This is a genomic window from Alteromonas sp. BZK5, from assembly GCF_014349115.1.
Taxonomy (GTDB): domain Bacteria; phylum Pseudomonadota; class Gammaproteobacteria; order Enterobacterales; family Alteromonadaceae; genus Alteromonas; species Alteromonas macleodii.
In genome coordinates, this window is record NZ_JACSOE010000007.1 from 18,805 (window position 1) to 36,868 (window position 18,064).

Genomic DNA, 18,064 nt, shown 5'->3' on the forward strand with positions numbered 1-18,064 from the left:
AAGAGAGATAGCGAGAAAACGTTTGAACAGGAACTTTCGATCACCCATTTTCGTGAACAAACTTTCATAAACATTCATGGGAGAATACTTGAGTGAATAGCAGGCCACTTGGCTAAGTTGAGCTAAGTATGGCCTGCACTTTGGTTACATTAGAACTGGTAAGTGACGTAGGCACTAATACTTCTGCCTGGCTCTGAGTAGCGCTGGTATCCATTACCGCTCACACCGCCAAAGAAACCACCAGTACCGTCTCTTACGCTATTAAGTACTTCCCAGCGGTAATACTCTTTGTCTGTAAGGTTGTAGATCGCCGTGGTAAAGCGCAGGTTTTCAGTAATGTCGTAGTAGGCGAGCAGGTCGAAAACAGCATAGCCTGCAGGCGTATGCGATGGACCTGCACCGTTGTTCAACGAGGTGTAGCTAAGTTGAGTACTTTCTTCTACCCCTTTACTCAAAATTGCGACAAGTTCTGCGCCCCAATCACCTTCATCAGATACGTAGCCTAGTCCAACTGTTGCGGTATCTGGCGATATGGTTTCTAAGTCGTCCCCCGCATTGTTAAAAGCAGATGCGGTGTCGTAGGTACCGTCCAATGCCGTATAAGCAAAACGACCTGATACATTATCGGTAAAATGGTAATTGGCCGTAACTTCAAAACCGTCAACAGTCAGTTCGCCCGTATTTTGTGGCTGCGTGAATACATCATCAGTATTCACTACGGTTTCACAACCGAAGCGACCGCACTGCACGGTAGTTACTTCAGTGCCATAAGGCGCTGAATAAGTCTCGTCTTGAATCATGTTAGTGTATTCAGTTCTAAACACCGACACGCTGACATTTCCGTTCTCGAAATCACCAATATAGGTGAGTTCAAAGTTAGTCGATTCTTGAGCATCGAGTTCACTGTTGGCAATACGGTCAAGGTCAATAAACGTGTTACCAGTTATGATATCGGTGACTTCATCGCCTGAGTTTGTACCAAAATACAAGCTTTGGAGCGTAGGCGCTTGGTAGCCCTGAGCAATTCGAGCATTTATAGAGTGGCCTTTTACGAATTCGTAGGTAGCACCAATCTCTCCTACCACCGCACTAAACTCGCTGTCTGTGATACTTAATCCTGTGGGATCTGAAAATGTGCTGTCTACAGTAGGCGTATATTCCGTAGAATCGTAGCGAAGTCCAAGGTTTACGCTTAATTGCTCGCTAAGTTCAACCGTGTCAGCTAGGTAGGCTGTAATTAACGTTTTTTCGGTTTCTGGAACAAAGCTTTGGTCGCGAATAGGGTAGCCGTCTAATATAGGCGAGTCCGCGGTTTGTCCAGCGAACCTGCGGTCGAACATCACCGCTTCTGCGTCCACCTGTTGATAACTAAAGCCATAAATAATCTCATGGTTAAATTCTCCGGTGATTGATTTGGCTAAATCAACATTGAAACTCAATGAGTCCTGGCTGAAATTGCGGTCCTCGGTACGCAATATAGCGTCGCCGTCTGCACTGCCGTAAAGAAAGCTGGTTACACCCGATGAAAACAGCTCTTGATAGTTCAATGTCACATCTATGCTGTCAGCAAACGCTAGGCCCAGGTTTTCGTTGTTAAAGAAAAGCCCAATTCGCTCGCGGTTATTTTCATCCGCTGAGGTGAAGTCGAAATAAGAGTCACTTTGGCGAGAAAGAGGTATGCCGTTCGTTTCTCTGTCTGTCTTTTCGTAAACAAAGCCTAGTTGCTGGTGCTCGGAAAAGTTATAAGCAAGTTTAAGTAAAACTGCATCGACTTGATTATCCATCGGGTCAGCCTGACCACGTGCTGAGCTAGAGATATTCTCACCATGGCTGTGGGCCTCTGTTTCACTACTGTCGCGCATTGTGTATTGCAATAGCGAGTCGAAGTTACCCGTTCTGTTAGCGATGGTGCCGTGTATTAGCCATTCGTCAGAGCGTGCATCAAAACCGGTTTTCAATTTAACGCCTGTGGCATCACCTGTGGCACGTAAAAAGTCACTCGCTTCATTGGTCACGTAGGTAACTGAGCCAGCAAGGGAGCCTGGTCCTTGCGCGACAGCGCTTGGGCCTTTAGTGATGTTGACGGCTTTTACGTGTTCCAATTCAATTTCGCCGCGGCTTGATCCATACATTCCATAAGCGGCAAATGAGCTTGGGTTTAGCGTTTCGCCTTGACCGACGCCATCTACAGTTACTGCTACGGCGTCGCCTTCCAAGCCGCGAATGTTGAAGCCATCGTTACCGAAACGGTTACCCGTATCATTAGTTTGGACCCCTGGGATATAGCGAGCGGTATCTTCAATATTTGTAATTGAGCGCTTTGACAGAGTTTGTGCATCCAGCACGGTTTCGACAGTCGTTGTCAGGGTTTCTTCACTTTTGGCCTTTGTAACTGCCAATTCTGATTGTTGAGCTAGGGCAGGAAGTGTTAGCGCACAGCCAAGCGAAATAGCTACCGTTGAGCGTTTAAATTTCATTGTTCTTTTCCAATTTTTAATAAAAGTGCAAATAATTAGTATTTCGTATCAACGCTAAGCCTCCTGTTTGCGTCGGTTGATATCATTTTTATTTTTCTTAAATCGCGCCTGTCAAAGCGATTTCTTGACACTTCGTGCGTCAAAAATCGATCGTAATACTATTGATAACTATTATCATTTGCAATAGTATGATTTCACTTTTACACAACTAGAAAATAAAAAACCATGAAAAAACACACGCTCATCAGTTTACCCTTGCTTATTGCAAGCTGCTTCAGTGGCGCTGCTCTAGCCCACGTGGCTTACCTAAAACCGCTTCAGTTTGAACCGGTTAGAGGCGGTAAAGTCACGCTGGATGCATCTTTTGCAGAACAATTTTTTGTACCAGAAGCGGCAATTACGAATGCATCGTTTGAAGTGGTAACCCCTAGCGGCAAGCTAGTGAGTGTGGAGAAGGTTGTCGATCTGTCTACCCGTAATGTTCTTGAGCACACTTTAGAGGAAGAAGGGACTTACCAGTTTTCAACCGGAAAACGCATGGGGGCAATTTTTCGCGTGTATGAAAAGGACGGTGAGCGTGGCTCTATGCGAGGTAATGAAAAGCCTCTACCTGAAGGTGCGATATTAAAAGAGCACTTTCAATCAGTTACGTTTGCAACAACGTACGTAACGAAGAAAGGGCCAAGTGAACAGGCGTTAGCGCCAAGAAACGACGGCTTAGAGATCGTGGCAATTAATCACCCTAACAGTTTGTTTGCCAACGAGAGTTTTAATTTCAAAGTTCTGTTTAACGGTAAGCCTGTTACCGATCATGAAATCTCGGTGTACCAAGGAAAAGATCAGTTCGCCGAAGAATCTGATGTAGAAAAATTAACGACAAATGCCAAAGGGCAAGCGTCATTTACTCCTTCAGCACAAGATGTCTATTTGATGCAAGTAAGACTGCGTACCGACGCGCCTGATGGTGCAGACGTGCCCACTTATAGCTACACCACCACACTATCATTCGAAGCCTATTAATCATTGAGGGTACAAGGAGATAATTATGTTTAAAACAGTAAGTTTAGCCGTTGTATCTGCGCTTTGTATTAGCGCTTCGGCAGTAGCGGCACCACATAGCGCCAGCGGCATTATATTGACCTATGACTTAAACAAAGACGAGTCACTTCCATTAGAAGAGTTCGTTGATGCCAGACGTGCTCGCTTCAATGCGTCTGATACCAACAAAGACGGTGTACTTGATGAAAGTGAATACGTTTATGAGTGGGAAGGCAAAGTAGAAAAACGGTTAGCTGAAGACAGAAAAGCATCGATAAAACAAACTCACATACGTTTCCATGCTGTTGACAGCAACGATGACGAGTACATTACTATTGATGAAGTCAATGCGGTGGGTGAGCGAAGTTTCTCGCGTATGGACAGTGATAATGATGGTGTAGTTGCACTGGGCGACCCTGAACCAGCGCCCCGTCGCTCGGCGTCACAGGAAAAAGATGACAAACCTGAGCTAGTACAGCGCCCTATGTTGCGCATGCCAACCAGCCACAATATTGAAGGCTTTGTCACCTTATACGACCAAAACGGTGACGAAAAGGTAACAAAAGAAGAGTTTCATGCCGTTCGCAAAGCGCAATTCCAGCGTACAGACGAAAACAGTGATGACAAGCTTACAGAGCAAGAATACGTGCTTGAGTTTGAAGACAGACTGGATGCACAGATTGAGAAAACCCATGAAGGGCAAATTAAACAAACTTACGTTCGTTTTGAAGTTCTTGATACAGACGAGAATGGCAAAATGACATTTTCAGAGTACATGGTGTCTGGGTTTAATGCCTTTCATCGCTACGACACTAATGGTGATGGCTACTTAACGTTAGCTGATCCAGCGCCTGCGCCACGTCAGCAGGAGCAAAGTGACACCACCACTGCACAAGTCAGCGAATAATGGTTGGGCGTTTCCTTTTATATCTGGCGGTATTTACCGCCAGCTATGCTGTTAAGGCCGAGTTGTATGTGTTTCCTGCACCATCACCAGAAGCAACCTCCCACACGCTTAACACAGAAATAACCCTGTACGAAGAGCAGACACTTAGCGCCATTGAGCAAAAGAATATTGATCTACTGATTAAAGACACCTATCAAACGTTAGATAAATCAAACGCAACGAGTGCGCTTAGCGAAATTAATCAACGTTACGAAGGTACACTTCCGGCGTGGCTGTACAGTGCCATTAAGCGGTGCGAGGATTGGTTTAATCGGACTGAAGGTAACATAAGCTGCCGCAACGGTGCGCTTTATGACTATTGGGCCGAATATGTTCAAGGTAAGCATGACCTTTCACGTCGCGAAGTGAGACGTCTTGCTCGTGTGGCGCGCATTGCTGAGGTCAATTTTAATGACGATAACAGCGTGGCATTTGCGTCACCTATCCAGTGGGATTTATCCGAGTTCACAGCTTCTCTTGCCGTAGATCGTATTGCTAACTACCTGACATCACTTAATATTCGCTCTTACCACATTAGCGCGCAAGGACTAGAAACCCACGCGTCGAACCAAGGTTTTAGTTGGCAGGGGACCGTGGCGCAAGAGGCTGTAATTCAAAATGGCCGCGCAACGGACGCTGTTAGTAATCCAAGTACCATTGCATTCATCAGGCCGTGGCAACGCCCAGTACTTTCTACTTCAAAGCTGGCGTCTTTAGAAAAAGGCGTGTTAAGCCACAGTGACGGTTGGCCTAGCGCCAAGTTTCAAGCCATATCAGTGGCGGATAACGCATTTGAAGCCATGTTGTTAGCACACTTTTCGGCAACCAAAACAGCGCAGCAAGCCATGGAGTTAGTTAACGCGAACCCATCACTAGCGCTGAAGTTAATTGATGAAAATGGCAGGGTATTTACCAGCAACACCTATACAGCTCGCACGTCGGGTAAAAACAAGGCTGAAAAAAATGGCCACGCCATCTCAATTGATATCACCTTACCGCTATTTGACATTGCAGATTATCGCGGTCCTTACGTAAGCGTGTGGATAAGCGACGAAAAGAACCGGCTAGTAAAAAGCTTGGCGCTTCGCGGCACCAGCGAAAGATGGCTAGGCGAGCTGCGCACATGGTGGCGAAGAGTGGGTCGGAAAAATGAAGGTTTAGTCGATGGGTTTGCCGGGGCTACAAAGAAAAACGCACCCTTGCACATAGAGTGGGATGGATTGGATGATTTTGGAAAAAGCGCAAACTCGTCGTCGTTAATACTTCACGTTGAAGTGGCCAGAGAACACGGCGGTCGAAGCTATGAGAAAATTCCATTTACCTTTGATAGCCTGACTTCACCAATAACCGTAACGGGCACGGATGAAATCGCGTCTATTACACTCTCACTAATGAATTAGTCGTCAATCTTAAAATTGCAGTAACGAGCACTACCAAAGGCAGCTATCGCAAATCGCTATCTGAAGTTTTCATAGCCCTCATTATTAGGGCTGAGCGTTTTACCCTTTAAACGTGATACTGGCGTTTGCGGTTAGCCTGCCTTCTTTCACATCAGCATAATCCGAAATATCGTTAGGTAAACAGCCGCTGTGCAGCAAGTTGGCTGGATACAACACAGCGCGATTAAACATAGGCTCAATACGGGCGATTTGGGTGAACATGGCGGTATCACCGTTTATGTACGCTTTAGGTGGTAACCCTACGCTGGTGGCTTGACGTTTTAAGGTTTTAAAATAGCCTTCGTATTGCGCGGCATTAACCCGCTCTAACCCCGTTTCAATATGTCGATAGAATGCAGTACCGCCCAAAGGCGCGCTAAACAGATAGTGCACCAATGCCCATTCATTATCCTTTTGCGTATCGATGTGCGGAATACATTGAATGGGCGATAAACTTTTCGGCGCTTGATTGGCTATGGAAAGTTGCACTAGGGGTATTTGAAGCGGCTTTTCCACGCCAAAATCTTGTAGCCCATTATGCGAAGCAAGTTGGCTAAACAACAACGGAAGCGAGGTATGTAGGTGTTTGACATACTCCTGGGGCGGGTGACTTCTCACCCCCGGATAAAAGTCGCCATCTTGTTTTGTAAATGGGTGGTGTTGAGCAATTGTTTCTACCAAACTCAGCGGGTCTGGTATGAAACCATCGATAACAACAATCGGTGTGGCTTGCTCACCAACCTTAATCAATTCGTAGTTTGAAACCATGCGTCTGCGTTTTTATTCGCCTTGTTCTTTTTGTCGATAAGGGCATAGATTTGTGCGTTTGACGCTATGAGCGTGTAAATGCTTTGCAGCATGTGTTGTGCATGCAAATCAGCAATCGCGTCAGCACTAAGCGCCGCTAGCTTATCTTCATCAATGGTATATAACCCTGTTATAGACGTTTTGCTTTCGTTTTCAAAGGTAATATCTAGGGTGAATGGTGTGATAAGGTTGTGCTGTTGCAGCGCGGCAATAAAACGTTGATTTTGTGTTTCACCGTCAAGAAGCTGAGCAAGGATCTGCTGCTTTTCTAACAGGTAGTTACTGGGCTCTCCCGTGTTATCAAAAAGCGGTGTGCCTTTTTCTTCGCTTACTGAAGCGTTATCCATATCAATGCACAGCACCCGGTTACTGCTGTCAGCGCTTTGCGCTTCCGTTCCTACATAAAAAGGCAGGCGTTCAAACTGTGCCGGAATATAAACCGCATCCCATTCACCTTGCTGCCAAAATAGGTTTTCCTTTTCTTCAAAACCTAGCAAGGCAGATAAGCCAAATTGTCCTGAGTCGTCAAACTTGGTGATCACCACGGGATAATGCACCACTAGCTTGTTTAGCTCAGAGACCACCACAGGAACAAGGTGCTGATTGGCACTGAGTGACAATGCATCGTCGGTTACTTTCAAATCTGCATGTTGTTTATTATTAATGGCAACCATGTGAGTCATACGTAGGCCCTGCTTATTGATTTACGTTAAACGGCCTGCAGGCCGAATTGGTGAATTTTATTAATAAGTTCGCGATGTTTAGGCAGTTTCTCCACCGCCATGCCGCGAGCTTTTCTGTTCTGCATCAACTGTTGCTTAGCAAAGCCGGCGTTAACCCATTGCTGATGTGCGCCTAAATCTGAGGTAAACCCCATACCGTACAGGACATACTGATAGCTTGCCGCGGGGAATACCTCGTTGTTGCTGGTAAAGTCTTTGTCACTAGGTGGGTGGTATTGCCACAGAGCGAGTAATTCTTTCAATGAATCCGGAATAGTATGACTATCGCGATTGTCCCGCCAAAATGCGCTGTCTTCTCGCTTACTCAACATGTAATGCAGCTTTAAGAAGTCGATAATTCGCTGCCAACGGTAAGAAAAGGTGTCATTAAAGCGCTTTGCCACAATATCCATTACGGCTCGATTTGCTGGCAACTGTTCGGCGATCATTGAGGCAGACAGCTCTACCAGTACAAGCGCTGAAGCTTCTAACGGCTCTAGAAAGCCCGCCGCTAGCCCAACAGCCACGCAGTTATTTTGCCAAAAGTACTGCCTGTGTCCGCTTCGAATAGTAATGTCTTTTACGTTTATCCCATCTATGCCGTTTAACGTACTGGTTTGGCGAACGTATGTGTCTAAGCGAGCATAGGCGTCATCTTTACTCTGATGCCTACTGGAATAGACGTGGCCTACACCTCGGCGTGACTGCAAACCGATATCCCAAATCCAACCGGCGTCTTGTGCGGTGGAGATAGTGTGGGACGCAATAGGACTTTGCGGGGTGTCATAAGGCACGTGTACTGCTAATGCTCGATCGATAAAAAGTACATCGTCACAGGGAATAAACGGCACCTTGTAGTGTTCGCCGAGCAGCATAGATTTGAAGCCGGTACAGTCAACAAAGAGGTCGCCTTCTACTGTTACCCCTTGCTCGGTATGAAGGGCTTTGATATCGCCGTTATTGCTGCTTTCGATGCGGTTAACGTCGGCCAGCACATGGTGTACACCTAGTTTTTCAGTGCAGTGTTTGGTTAAAAAGGCGGTAAATTTTCCTGCATCTAGGTGATAAGCATAGTTAGCGGTGCCTGCAAACTCTGCGTGGCGTATGCTTTTAGGTGCACAACCTGCTTCGCATATAGCTTCCTGAACACATACTGCATGGGAAAAAGACTCGTTTAATTCTGGTGCTACAGTCTGCCAGTAGGGACCTAAATTTGTTTGCGAAAACCCTTGGGGCAGCATGAGAGGGTGGTAGTAAAAATCGTGCTCTTCACCAGTGGTCCACTTAGCAAACTTTGCTCCTTGCTTGAATGTGGCGTCGCATTCTTTGATGAAAGTGGTTTCGCTAATACCCAATGCAATTAGTGTTGAGCGCATGGTTGGCCAGGTGCCTTCGCCCACGCCAATAATAGGCACATTGGGGCTTTCTATTAAGGTTACTTTAATGTCTTTGCGGGTAGCGCATTGATGTTGCGCTGCAATACGACCAGCCGTTAGCCACCCTGCGCTACCGCCACCAACTACTACAATGTGCGTTATGGGAGTTGCTGTTGTCATACTGATTTCCTGAATAAAAACTGTGGCTACCAAATGGTAGCCACGAATGTGGGACCAACAAATGCCGGCCCCAATTACGCGAAACTAAAAGTTTCCGCGCACACCGAAGGCCCAACGTCTGCCGCTGTCTTCAACCAACAGCAAGTGATTAGAGAAGCGACCGCGTTTATGTACAAACTCTTCTGTAAGGTTAATACCTTCAAAGAAGATTTCTACATTGTCTGTCACGCTGTAGCTACCGCTAATGTCAAGCTGTTGATAAGACTCAACAATGGTTGGGCCGTCACCCTGCCCTTGTGTTAACGACTGAACGAACTCATCACGCCAGTTATAGGCAAGACGAATTTGATAATCGTCAGTTTCATAAAATGCCACCAAGTTGTAAGAATCGCTTAACCCGGTTAGTGCAAATACCTGATTAATATCGAATGGATCGAGTTCGGCGTCACTGTCAACGATAGTTCCGTTGGCAAGCACCCCAAAGCCATTATCGAAAGTGTGCTGAAGCGCAAGCTCGAAGCCGTCTACCGTTGCGTCTTCACCGTTATTTGGCAGAGTATTGGTAAACACAGCAACGTCGTCACCCGCATCTGGCGCGCTAGCGTTAGTGCCTGTAGAAGGGTCGGTTAGCAGGCTGCCGTCAGCAAGCTCAAAGGTTTTGTCTTCTTGACTATTAACAATAAAGTTCGATACCAGCTTTCTGAAGTAACCAATCGATGCATAGCTTGCTTCGTCATAGTAATACTCTAGTGACAAGTCCAAGTTATCCGATTTGAATGGCTCTAACGCAGGGTTACCACTGGTAGATGTTAAGTCACCACCTTGGCGGGTGGTTGTAATTACCGTTACCGGCGACATGCTGTTAAGCGTAGGGCGAGTAATAGTTGAACTCGCCGCAAAGCGCGCAATTAAGTCGTCGGTAATTTCCAAACGTACGCTGAAGTTTGGCAATAGCACGTCGTAATCAGACTCAGTGGCAATACTTTGCGCATCGCCAAAACCAGCCAGCATTTCGGTTTGATCCAGAATCGTTAAGCCCGTTATTGGCGCTTGCGTTCCGTTAACCGTCACATCCGTCATTTCATAACGCACACCAGCGGTTGCGCTTAAGAACATGTCTGCAACTTCGCCTTCAAAGTCGAATTCCATATAGGTAGAGATAATATCTTCTTCAACTTCAAAGCTGTTATTACGACGCACCGCATCAAAACTAATCGACTCACCATTTACGCTTTGATAATAAGATTCTAAAAACGCAAAGTTGGCTTCGCCATCATGGGCAAGCCAAGAGGTGGGCATGCGACCGCTACCACTTACGTCAGAAAGAAAATCGCTGCCTGCGTCAAAAACGTATTGGCTGCCTGCTGGGATCTCAGGTAAGTCTGGGTAACCACAGTAAGTACAGTGAATACCTACACCTTCATTGTCCCAACGGGTAAGTGATTTGGTTTCGGTGCTGTACTGTGCGCCAAAGCGAATTTCAGTTAAGCCGCTGCCATCTGTTACGTATTCGCCGTCAAAGCGCAGCTGGCTCACTTCATCTTCTACCGCCCAGCCTCGACGCAGCATTACGTGAGCTCGGCTGTTAGCTTCATCAAGATGATTGCTCACACCATCAGGTGTCAGTGCAGGGTTGTATATAGGGAATCCGTCAGGACCAGTAACAATCGCGCCATCTAGTTCTTGTTGTCCGCTATAAATATTGTCATTAGGCGAAGCGAACATGCTGGCAACTGGTAAAATGTTGTCATCTACTTGGAATCGTACGCGGTTGGCATAACCAATAAGTGAAAGCTGATCGCCGCCACCATTATTGGCTTCGCGTTCGGCTTCTGAATGACTTAAATCAAACGATAAATTCAGATTATCAGAGTACTGGTAATCAAAGTTAAGGCCTATGGCATAGGTATCAGTTAAACGGTCGAACGTTTTGGCGTGCATATCTGTCGCCAAACCTACCTCTTGGTATAAATCGACAATAGTACCGTTTGCATCAACCGTTGGGCTGCGGCGATTGCCGTTTTCATCAAACAGGCTGCCGTCATCACCTACACCCTGAATGTTAGGTGCGGTAAACCAGTGGCCGTACGACGTTGCTTCAGACTCTACGTCAAAATCTGAATACAGTGCGTCAGCAGTTACAACCAGTTTGTCGTTAGGTGCATATTGGAATACAAGATTAGCGTTTGTTCGGGTACGCTCTTCAAAGGTCACTTTGTGATCGTAGTTTCGCGGTGAAAATACATTGCCTGTCCAAGCGTCGCCTGACTGCGTAACAGGGTTTGGCACGCCAACGTTCTCTAGCCAACCGTCCATCTGAGCCTGGTTAAGGCGAGTCTCACGCTCTTGGTGTGAAACGGCAAGTAATACACCGAAGGTGTCGTCATTGAACGTGTTGCTAATAAGGCCAGAAAATTGCGGCGTAGTTTCTTCGCTATTTTCGTCGTACACGCCTTTTACCGAGCCCGCCATTTTAAAACCGTTTAATGCGAACGGGCGCGCGGTATTAATATTAATGGTAGAGCCTACACCACCAGACTGCATTGTGGCCGTTGACGTTTTATGCACATCAAGGCTGCTTACTAACTCAGAAGCAATCGTGTCGAAACTGAACGCACGCGAATCGTTTTCAGACGCCATTTGACGGCCATTTACCAACACGGTGTTAAACTGTGGTCCAAAACCACGTACGGTAATTAGCTGGCCTTCACCGCCTGAACGGTCGATAGATACGCCGGTAATACGCTGTAGTGATTCAGCTAAGTTGGTATCGGGAAAATCACCGATGTCTTCTGCGCTAATGGCGTCGACTACGCCAGCAGAGCTGCGTTTAACATCCATCGATTTTGCAACCGATGAGCGGATACCACTTACCTCAATCACTTCTACGTCTTTATTGGGTTGCGCGTCTTGGGCAAATGCACTATTCGCAGAAATAGCCGACGCTAAAACTGCTGCCACTGAGCATGCAAGCTTGGTTTTCCTATACATGATGGTGTGTGTCCTAATCGTTAATTTTAATGCGCCTTATGGTGTGCACCCCACTTGGCTTTCTCTCACAGCATTTCGCTGTTAATTCATCAAGACGACACGGTTTGTAAAATCCCCCAAATTTATTTAACAATTTTTTAAATTAATTGAATCGCCTTGTTTAAAAGGCGTGATTTCTTCGACATCGATTAGCGTATTTCACCTTTACGTGTGTTTAAAAAATGCACAATTCTTGATGTATTCACAGAATAAATGCTTCTTTATCTACTTCATTTATCGCCTGTATGCCATTTCTATATAAATATTAGTTATGACTCGTAAGTAAATGATACTAGTGATGTATGCCCATATAGCGTAGCTTTGCCGCAGTTTCGCTTGAAAAATAAGCGGAATAAGGGGTGCTATTCGAAGCAAAATAAATACAGAAATTGCCTGTTCTGTTTTTGATTTCGCTAGAGAATGCTAGGCATAAGTGAATAAAATGGCTTAGTACTGTTTAAAGGGTGTCATTCTCGGATAGCCGGAATGTGAGGAGAAGCGTGTGAAAATCATAATATTAAATGAGTCAAAAGCGCCAGATCCGCTAAATAATGTGGAGAAGCGATGTGCAGCTACACCTAGTAGTGCACAGCGTCTGGTGAAAAAAGGGGCGACCTTACTGCTTGAAGCTGGAGCAGGCGTACACTCAGGGTATTCAGATAAAGAATACAAAGATGTAGGCGTGACTGTCATCGATGATGTGAATGATGCATTATCAACAGCAGATATGCTGGTGGCGGTGAACAAACCCACCGATGCACAGCTAGCGTTGATGAAAAAAGGGGCCATTGTGGTAGGCCATCTCGACCCTTTCTTTCAGCAATCGCTTGTTGAGTCTATTGCAGAAAAGGGGCTAACCGCTATTTCTGTAGAGATGATCCCTCGTTCTTCTCGTGCACAAAAAATGGACGCATTGAGCTCGCAAGCGAGTCTTGCGGGTTACGTAATGGTGATGCAGGCGGCGAATCAGTTGCCATCAATATTACCTATGATGATGACACCGTCAGGAACAATAAAACCAGCAAAGGTATTTATTATTGGAGCTGGCGTAGCGGGTCTTCAAGCTATAGCAACCGCGAAACGCTTAGGCGCAAACGTACTTGCTTATGACACCCGCCCTGTGGTGGCTGAGCAAGTAGAATCCCTAGGTGGCAAATTCCTTAAGATCGACATTGGGGAAACAGGCCAAACGAAGGACGGTTATGCAAAAGAACTGACCGATGAACAAAAAGCGAAGCAGCAAGAAGCGCAACGCGACGCGATTGCCGACTCTGACATTGTTATTACGACAGCGCAGTTATTTGGTCGCAAACCACCAGTGCTCATATCAAAAGATACATTAGCACTCATGAAGCCGGGCAGTGTGGTTGTAGATATGGCCGCAACATCAGGTGGTAATGTTGAAGGTTCGGTTGCTGGCGAAACCGTTGAAGTTAACGGTGTAAAGGTAATTGGTAATGGTTACTGGAGCCAGTATGTGGCTAAAGCCGCCACCGACATGTACGCCAATAACATCTACAACCTTGTAGATGAGTTCTTTGACGATGAAACCAAAACCTTTGGGCTGAATTTAGAAGACGACATTCTGGCCGGCTGTGTTATTACCCACGACGGTAGCATCACCAACGACATGCTTAACAACGCATACAAGGGAGCCTAATCATGGAAATCATTTACCTACTTTTCATCGTGCTACTGGCTGCTTTTTTGGGTTTTGAGTTAATTCGAAAAGTCCCAGCAACCTTACATACACCCTTAATGTCAGGCTCTAACGCGATATCGGGTATTACGTTAGTGGGAGCATTGGTAGCCTCGGGTAGCGACAACAATTTGCTAACGACCATTCTTGGTACCGCAGCGGTGGCGCTGGCCAGCATCAACGTGGTGGGTGGTTATCTCGTTACTGATCGCATGCTTGGCATGTTCAAGAAAAAAGATAAATAAGGAGTACGCAAGTGAGTGATATCGTAACCGTAATAAACCTTGCGTACGTAGTAGCTGCGGCACTATTTATACTAGGACTTAAGTTACTTAGCCATCCAGATACCGCGAAAAAAGGTAACTTTATTTCTGCCATTGGTATGCTGGTTGCTGTCGTCGTCACCCTGCTTGACCAGCAGATTATTAGCTATCATTACATCCTGCTAGGTTTTGTTATTGGTGGCGCCTTTGGTGCGTGGAAAGCCAAGACCGTTGAAATGACGGCAATGCCAGAAATGGTGTCGTTATTTAATGGCTTTGGTGGCGCAGCGTCATTGCTTCTGGGTTGGGCAACATTAGCCGGAATGAGCCTAATTACTCTTAAAACTGAAAGTGCGTTTACTTTTATTACCCTGTTTTTCACAATTTTAGTTGGGGGCATTACGTTCTCTGGCTCGGTGGTAGCCTGGGGTAAGTTGTCAGGAAAAATGAGCTCTAAAGCCGTTATTTTCACAGGGCTTCGCGAGCTAAGCATCTTGCATCTAATTGGCATGGTGGTGATTGGTTATTTCTTTACTACCGACCCAAGCAACCCACTTTGGATATACTGTGCTATTGCGTTGTCACTAAGCTTCGGCTTGTGGGCTACCATTTCAATTGGTGGTGCAGATATGCCGGTGGTTATTGCGCTGTTAAATAGTTACTCAGGTGTAGCAGCGTCGGCGGCAGGTCTTGCTACAGGCAACACAATATTGATTGTTACCGGCTTATTAGTAGGCGCGTCAGGCTTAATTCTTACCAATATTATGTGTAAGGCCATGAACCGTTCATTGATGAATGTGTTGTTGTCTGGCTTTGCCAAGCCAGTCGAGGCCGGCGAAAAAATAGAAGGCGAGATTAAAGTACTGTCGGCGCAAGATGCATTTTATGTATTAGAAGCAGCGCAAGCAGTACTGGTGGTGCCTGGTTATGGTATGGCGGTTGCGCAAGCGCAGCATGCAGTACGTGAACTTCAGTCGTTGCTAGAGGAAAATGGCTGTACGGTTGATTACGCCATTCACGCTGTAGCGGGGCGTATGCCGGGCCACATGAACGTGTTATTGGCAGAAGCTGACGTGCCTTATGACCAACTATACGAGATGGATGACGTTAACCCTCGTATGGAAAACTATGACGTGGTTATTGTTATCGGTGCAAACGATGTTGTTAACCCAGCAGCCAAAGAGATGAAAGGCAGCCCTATTTACGGAATGCCAGTTATCGAAGCACATCGTGCGAAAACGGTCTTTGTACTTAAGCGTTCTGCGAATGCCGGTTTTGCCGGTGTAGACAACCCGCTGTTTTTCAAAGACAACACGCGCATGGTTCTGGGTGACGCTAAAGACACTATTAACAGCATTATTCGCGAGTTCGGAGACGACTAATACAGCGTATCTCTTTGAGACATCTTCTATAAAGGCCTGTTTAAAACACAGGCCTTTTTATCGGGTATTAAACTTAATTATAAAGTACTCAACTATAGTTGTAGTTGATGCTTATCAGCTCTAGTATGTGAATGCTATAGATGTTGAGTTAGCTATTCATATAGTCGCATAGAGATGTACGAGTAAATGTCTACGACCCCTTTTCATATTGAGCCGTTTAGAAATTGTATTTTGGTCACGCTTCGCGGTAAGTGGGATATGTCCACGAACATTCAGTACCTTGCTAAGCTTTCTGATTGCTTGAAAACCCGTAAAGGCAGACCCTTTCACTTATTTGTAGACATGCGTAGTTGGCAAATCCCCAATTCTGATACCTTCAATCAAATAAAAGCGCCCATTAAGTTAGATAGGCGAAGTCAGCTCAGCGAGACATGGCTAGAAGATGAAGCAACAGATGCTGATCACATTGCAGAGAAGTTTTTTAGCGCGCCATCAATTAAACTGGGATTTGAACTTGAACGTACTCAAAGCATCTCAGAGTTTATAACCCTTTGTGAAGAAAAAGCAGATAACGTTGTTATAGATTATGTTCGAACCTGGATAGGCTAAAAAAGCCCGCGTTCGATAAACAAAATTCGTCGCGACAATAGATATTTTATATCGCAACAACTATCGCGTTCAGTCTTACGTTGACTATAATACGCTGCTTATTTTCGCACTTTCTATGCTAGGCATTGGCCTAGCCCACTTACAAATAGGTGAATAAATTGTCAGATTGGAGCATCGAAGAAGCGGAGCGCGTCTATGGCGTGTCTCAATGGGGTGGCGGCTATTTTCAAATTGGTGAAAACGGCAACGTCCATATTACCCCTGTTCCTGAAGATCCTAGCATTCGAATCGACTTTAATTCGGTAATTGAAGATATCCGCAAAGAAGGCGTACAGTTTCCTGTTGTTGTGCGCTTCCACGATATTCTGCGCTCGCAAGTTGCAGGCTTGAACAAAGCATTTAGAAGCTCCATCGAAGAAGCCGAATACCAAGGCCAGTACCAAGGTGTGTATCCGGTAAAAGTAAACCAAATGCGCGAAGTCGTTGAGGAAATTGTCGATGCGGGCAAGCCATTTAACTATGGCTTAGAAGCGGGGTCAAAAGCCGAGCTTCTGACTGTGCTTGCAATGAATACCAACGAAGAGTCTCTGACTATCCTAAATGGTTATAAAGACGACGAAGTTATGCGTCTTGCGCTGTTAGGAAGAAAGCTGGGTCGCCGCGTTGTGGTAGTAGTTGAAAAATACACCGAGCTTCTTCTTCTGGTAAAAATAGCCAAAGAGCTGGAAATCGATCCTATCATTGGTGTGCGCTCAAAAATGACGGTGAAAGGTCGTGGTAAGTGGGAAAGCTCTGGTGGTGAACGTGCGAAATTCGGTTTAACCATTACTGAGATCATTAACGCAGCCCGCTACCTTGAAGAGCAAGGCATGGCGCACTGCTTAAAGCTGCTGCATTTCCATATTGGTAGCCAATTAACAGACATTCGTGCGGTTAAAGAAGCGGTAACCGAAGGCGCGCGTATTTACGCAGACCTTCACAAAATGGGCTTCGAGCTAGATTATGTTGATGTAGGCGGTGGCCTTGGTATCGATTACGACGGCAGTAATTCAACTAATGAATCGTCGCGCAACTACAGCATGCAGGAGTATGTGGCTGACGTTGTCTATGGCATGAAGGAAATGTGCGACCTTGAAGGCGTACCGCACCCGCATCTGGTTAGTGAAAGTGGACGTGCAATCACTGCGCACCACAGCTGTGTTATCACGGAAATTGTGGGCGAAATTAAGTCGAATGCGTCGCAAATGGATACTTCAGCAAAAGCGGGTGAACACTTCTTCCTTAAGAATATGCGCGAACTTGCAGACACGTTTGATGAACAAACGAACATGCATGAAATTTACAACGATGCGTCGCAGTATAAAGAGCAAGCGCTAGATGCATTTAAATTACGCGTGTTGTCACTTGAAGAGCTGGGCAAAATCGAAACGCTGTACTGGCAAATTATGGGTCGCTTACAGCAGTGGTATCGCAACGAAGAATATGTTCCAGAAGAGCTTCAAGAGCTAGATTACAGTTTGTCGTCTCAGTACCTTTGTAACTTCTCTGTATTCCAGTCGGCTGCTGACACATGGGCCATCGACCAGCTGCTGCCGGTAGTGCCTCTTATTCGTATGAATGAAGAGCCAACGGTCAATTGCTCGCTAGTGGATATTACCTGTGATAGCGACGGTAAAATTGATCAGTTCACTATTGGCCGTGAAATTACTGACGTACTGCCAATGCACCCACTTAAGAAAGATGAGCCGTACTACATTGGTTTGTTCTTAACGGGCGCTTATCAAGACGTTATGGGCGACATGCACAACTTGTTTGGTCGCTTAAATGAAGTGCATATTTACAGCTATGACGACGATCCTGAAGACTTTTACATTGAAGAAGTGGTGAAGGGCTCATCGGTAGAAGATGTACTTAACGTTATGCAGTATAACCCGCGCGCAATGGCATCAGACGTAAAACGCATGATAGACAAGCAAGTTTGGGACGGAAAATTGAACCCTCGTGAAGGGGTTCGCTGGACTGATTTTTACGAAAACTGTTTGGCAGGTTATACCTATTTAAAACAGTAGCGTTTAATATCTGAATGAAAGTACCGA

At 45.8% G+C, this 18,064-nt stretch carries 13 protein-coding genes; 8 read left to right on the plus strand and 5 right to left on the minus strand.

Going from position 1 to position 18,064, the window contains the following annotated elements:
• Nucleotides 1-149: 149 nt before the first annotated feature.
• Entirely contained in the window at nt 150-2,477 is a 2,328-nt protein-coding gene (locus tag BIZ39_RS03485) for a TonB-dependent hemoglobin/transferrin/lactoferrin family receptor (RefSeq protein ID WP_187446356.1), read from the minus strand.
• Between the two features lie 225 nt (nt 2,478-2,702).
• Here BIZ39_RS03485 and BIZ39_RS03490 point away from each other — a divergent pair, with 225 nt between their 5' ends.
• From BIZ39_RS03490 to BIZ39_RS03500, 3 genes are read left to right on the plus strand one after another with little or no spacing between them, the layout of a single operon-like run.
• On the plus strand, nt 2,703-3,497 hold the full coding sequence (locus tag BIZ39_RS03490; RefSeq protein WP_187446357.1) for a DUF4198 domain-containing protein: 795 nt from the start codon (nt 2,703-2,705) through the stop codon (nt 3,495-3,497).
• Nucleotides 3,498-3,522: 25 nt separating this feature from the next.
• The gene (locus tag BIZ39_RS03495) at nt 3,523-4,422 is read left to right on the plus strand and encodes a calcium-binding protein (RefSeq protein WP_187446358.1); all 900 of its coding nucleotides are present in this window, start codon (nt 3,523-3,525) and stop codon (nt 4,420-4,422) included.
• Entirely contained in the window at nt 4,422-5,861 is a 1,440-nt protein-coding gene (locus tag BIZ39_RS03500; RefSeq protein ID WP_187446359.1) for a DUF2271 domain-containing protein, read from the plus strand. The genes BIZ39_RS03495 and BIZ39_RS03500 overlap by 1 nt, the downstream gene beginning before the upstream one ends.
• Before the next feature lie 99 nt (nt 5,862-5,960).
• On the opposite strand, the gene BIZ39_RS03505 is transcribed toward BIZ39_RS03500, so the two are convergent.
• The 4 genes from BIZ39_RS03505 to BIZ39_RS03520 form a co-directional block, all read right to left on the minus strand.
• A complete protein-coding gene (locus tag BIZ39_RS03505) occupies nt 5,961-6,668 on the minus strand; it encodes a DUF6445 family protein (RefSeq protein WP_075177216.1) in 708 nt (235 codons plus the stop codon).
• Nucleotides 6,647-7,390: a SapC family protein gene (locus BIZ39_RS03510; RefSeq protein WP_014951249.1), complete on the minus strand. Its 744-nt coding sequence runs from the start codon at nt 7,388-7,390 to the stop codon at nt 6,647-6,649. Before BIZ39_RS03510 ends, BIZ39_RS03505 begins: the two co-directional genes overlap by 22 nt.
• Nucleotides 7,391-7,416: 26 nt before the next feature.
• A complete protein-coding gene (locus BIZ39_RS03515; RefSeq protein WP_187446360.1) occupies nt 7,417-8,985 on the minus strand; it encodes a tryptophan halogenase family protein in 1,569 nt (522 codons plus the stop codon).
• Between the two features lie 84 nt (nt 8,986-9,069).
• Nucleotides 9,070-11,976, minus strand: a complete 2,907-nt coding sequence (locus BIZ39_RS03520) for a TonB-dependent receptor (RefSeq protein ID WP_168463126.1) — start codon at nt 11,974-11,976, stop codon at nt 9,070-9,072.
• Nucleotides 11,977-12,517: 541 nt separating this feature from the next.
• Here BIZ39_RS03520 and BIZ39_RS03525 point away from each other — a divergent pair.
• The 5 genes from BIZ39_RS03525 (at nt 12,518) to speA (ending at nt 18,037) form a co-directional block, all read left to right on the plus strand.
• Nucleotides 12,518-13,675 (plus strand): NAD(P) transhydrogenase subunit alpha, encoded by a 1,158-nt coding sequence (locus BIZ39_RS03525; RefSeq protein WP_039229059.1) that lies wholly within the window; start codon nt 12,518-12,520, stop codon nt 13,673-13,675.
• Between the two features lie 2 nt (nt 13,676-13,677).
• Nucleotides 13,678-13,959 (plus strand): NAD(P) transhydrogenase subunit alpha, encoded by a 282-nt coding sequence (locus tag BIZ39_RS03530; RefSeq protein WP_014951245.1) that lies wholly within the window; start codon nt 13,678-13,680, stop codon nt 13,957-13,959.
• An 11-nt stretch (nt 13,960-13,970) separates the two neighbouring features.
• Nucleotides 13,971-15,359: an NAD(P)(+) transhydrogenase (Re/Si-specific) subunit beta gene (locus BIZ39_RS03535; RefSeq protein ID WP_014951244.1), complete on the plus strand. Its 1,389-nt coding sequence runs from the start codon at nt 13,971-13,973 to the stop codon at nt 15,357-15,359.
• 186 nt (nt 15,360-15,545) lie between these two features.
• The gene (locus BIZ39_RS03540) at nt 15,546-15,968 is read left to right on the plus strand and encodes an arginine decarboxylase (RefSeq protein ID WP_168463127.1); all 423 of its coding nucleotides are present in this window, start codon (nt 15,546-15,548) and stop codon (nt 15,966-15,968) included.
• 158 nt (nt 15,969-16,126) lie between these two features.
• A complete protein-coding gene (gene speA / locus BIZ39_RS03545) occupies nt 16,127-18,037 on the plus strand; it encodes a biosynthetic arginine decarboxylase (RefSeq protein ID WP_187446361.1) in 1,911 nt (636 codons plus the stop codon).
• The last annotated feature ends 27 nt before the right edge of the window (nt 18,038-18,064 follow it).

Bases quoted from the DNA above. Each gene is read 5' to 3' on its own strand.
- BIZ39_RS03485 (WP_187446356.1), bottom strand. From the start codon at position 2,477: ATGAAATTTAAACGCTCAACGGTAGCTATTTCGCTTGGCTGTGCGCTA.
- BIZ39_RS03490 (WP_187446357.1), top strand. From the start codon at position 2,703: ATGAAAAAACACACGCTCATCAGTTTACCCTTGCTTATTGCAAGCTGC.
- BIZ39_RS03495 (WP_187446358.1), top strand. From the start codon at position 3,523: ATGTTTAAAACAGTAAGTTTAGCCGTTGTATCTGCGCTTTGTATTAGC.
- BIZ39_RS03500 (WP_187446359.1), top strand. From the start codon at position 4,422: ATGGTTGGGCGTTTCCTTTTATATCTGGCGGTATTTACCGCCAGCTAT.
- BIZ39_RS03505 (WP_075177216.1), bottom strand. From the start codon at position 6,668: ATGGTTTCAAACTACGAATTGATTAAGGTTGGTGAGCAAGCCACACCG.
- BIZ39_RS03510 (WP_014951249.1), bottom strand. From the start codon at position 7,390: ATGACTCACATGGTTGCCATTAATAATAAACAACATGCAGATTTGAAA.
- BIZ39_RS03515 (WP_187446360.1), bottom strand. From the start codon at position 8,985: ATGACAACAGCAACTCCCATAACGCACATTGTAGTAGTTGGTGGCGGT.
- BIZ39_RS03520 (WP_168463126.1), bottom strand. From the start codon at position 11,976: ATGTATAGGAAAACCAAGCTTGCATGCTCAGTGGCAGCAGTTTTAGCG.
- BIZ39_RS03530 (WP_014951245.1), top strand. From the start codon at position 13,678: ATGGAAATCATTTACCTACTTTTCATCGTGCTACTGGCTGCTTTTTTG.
- BIZ39_RS03540 (WP_168463127.1), top strand. From the start codon at position 15,546: ATGTCTACGACCCCTTTTCATATTGAGCCGTTTAGAAATTGTATTTTG.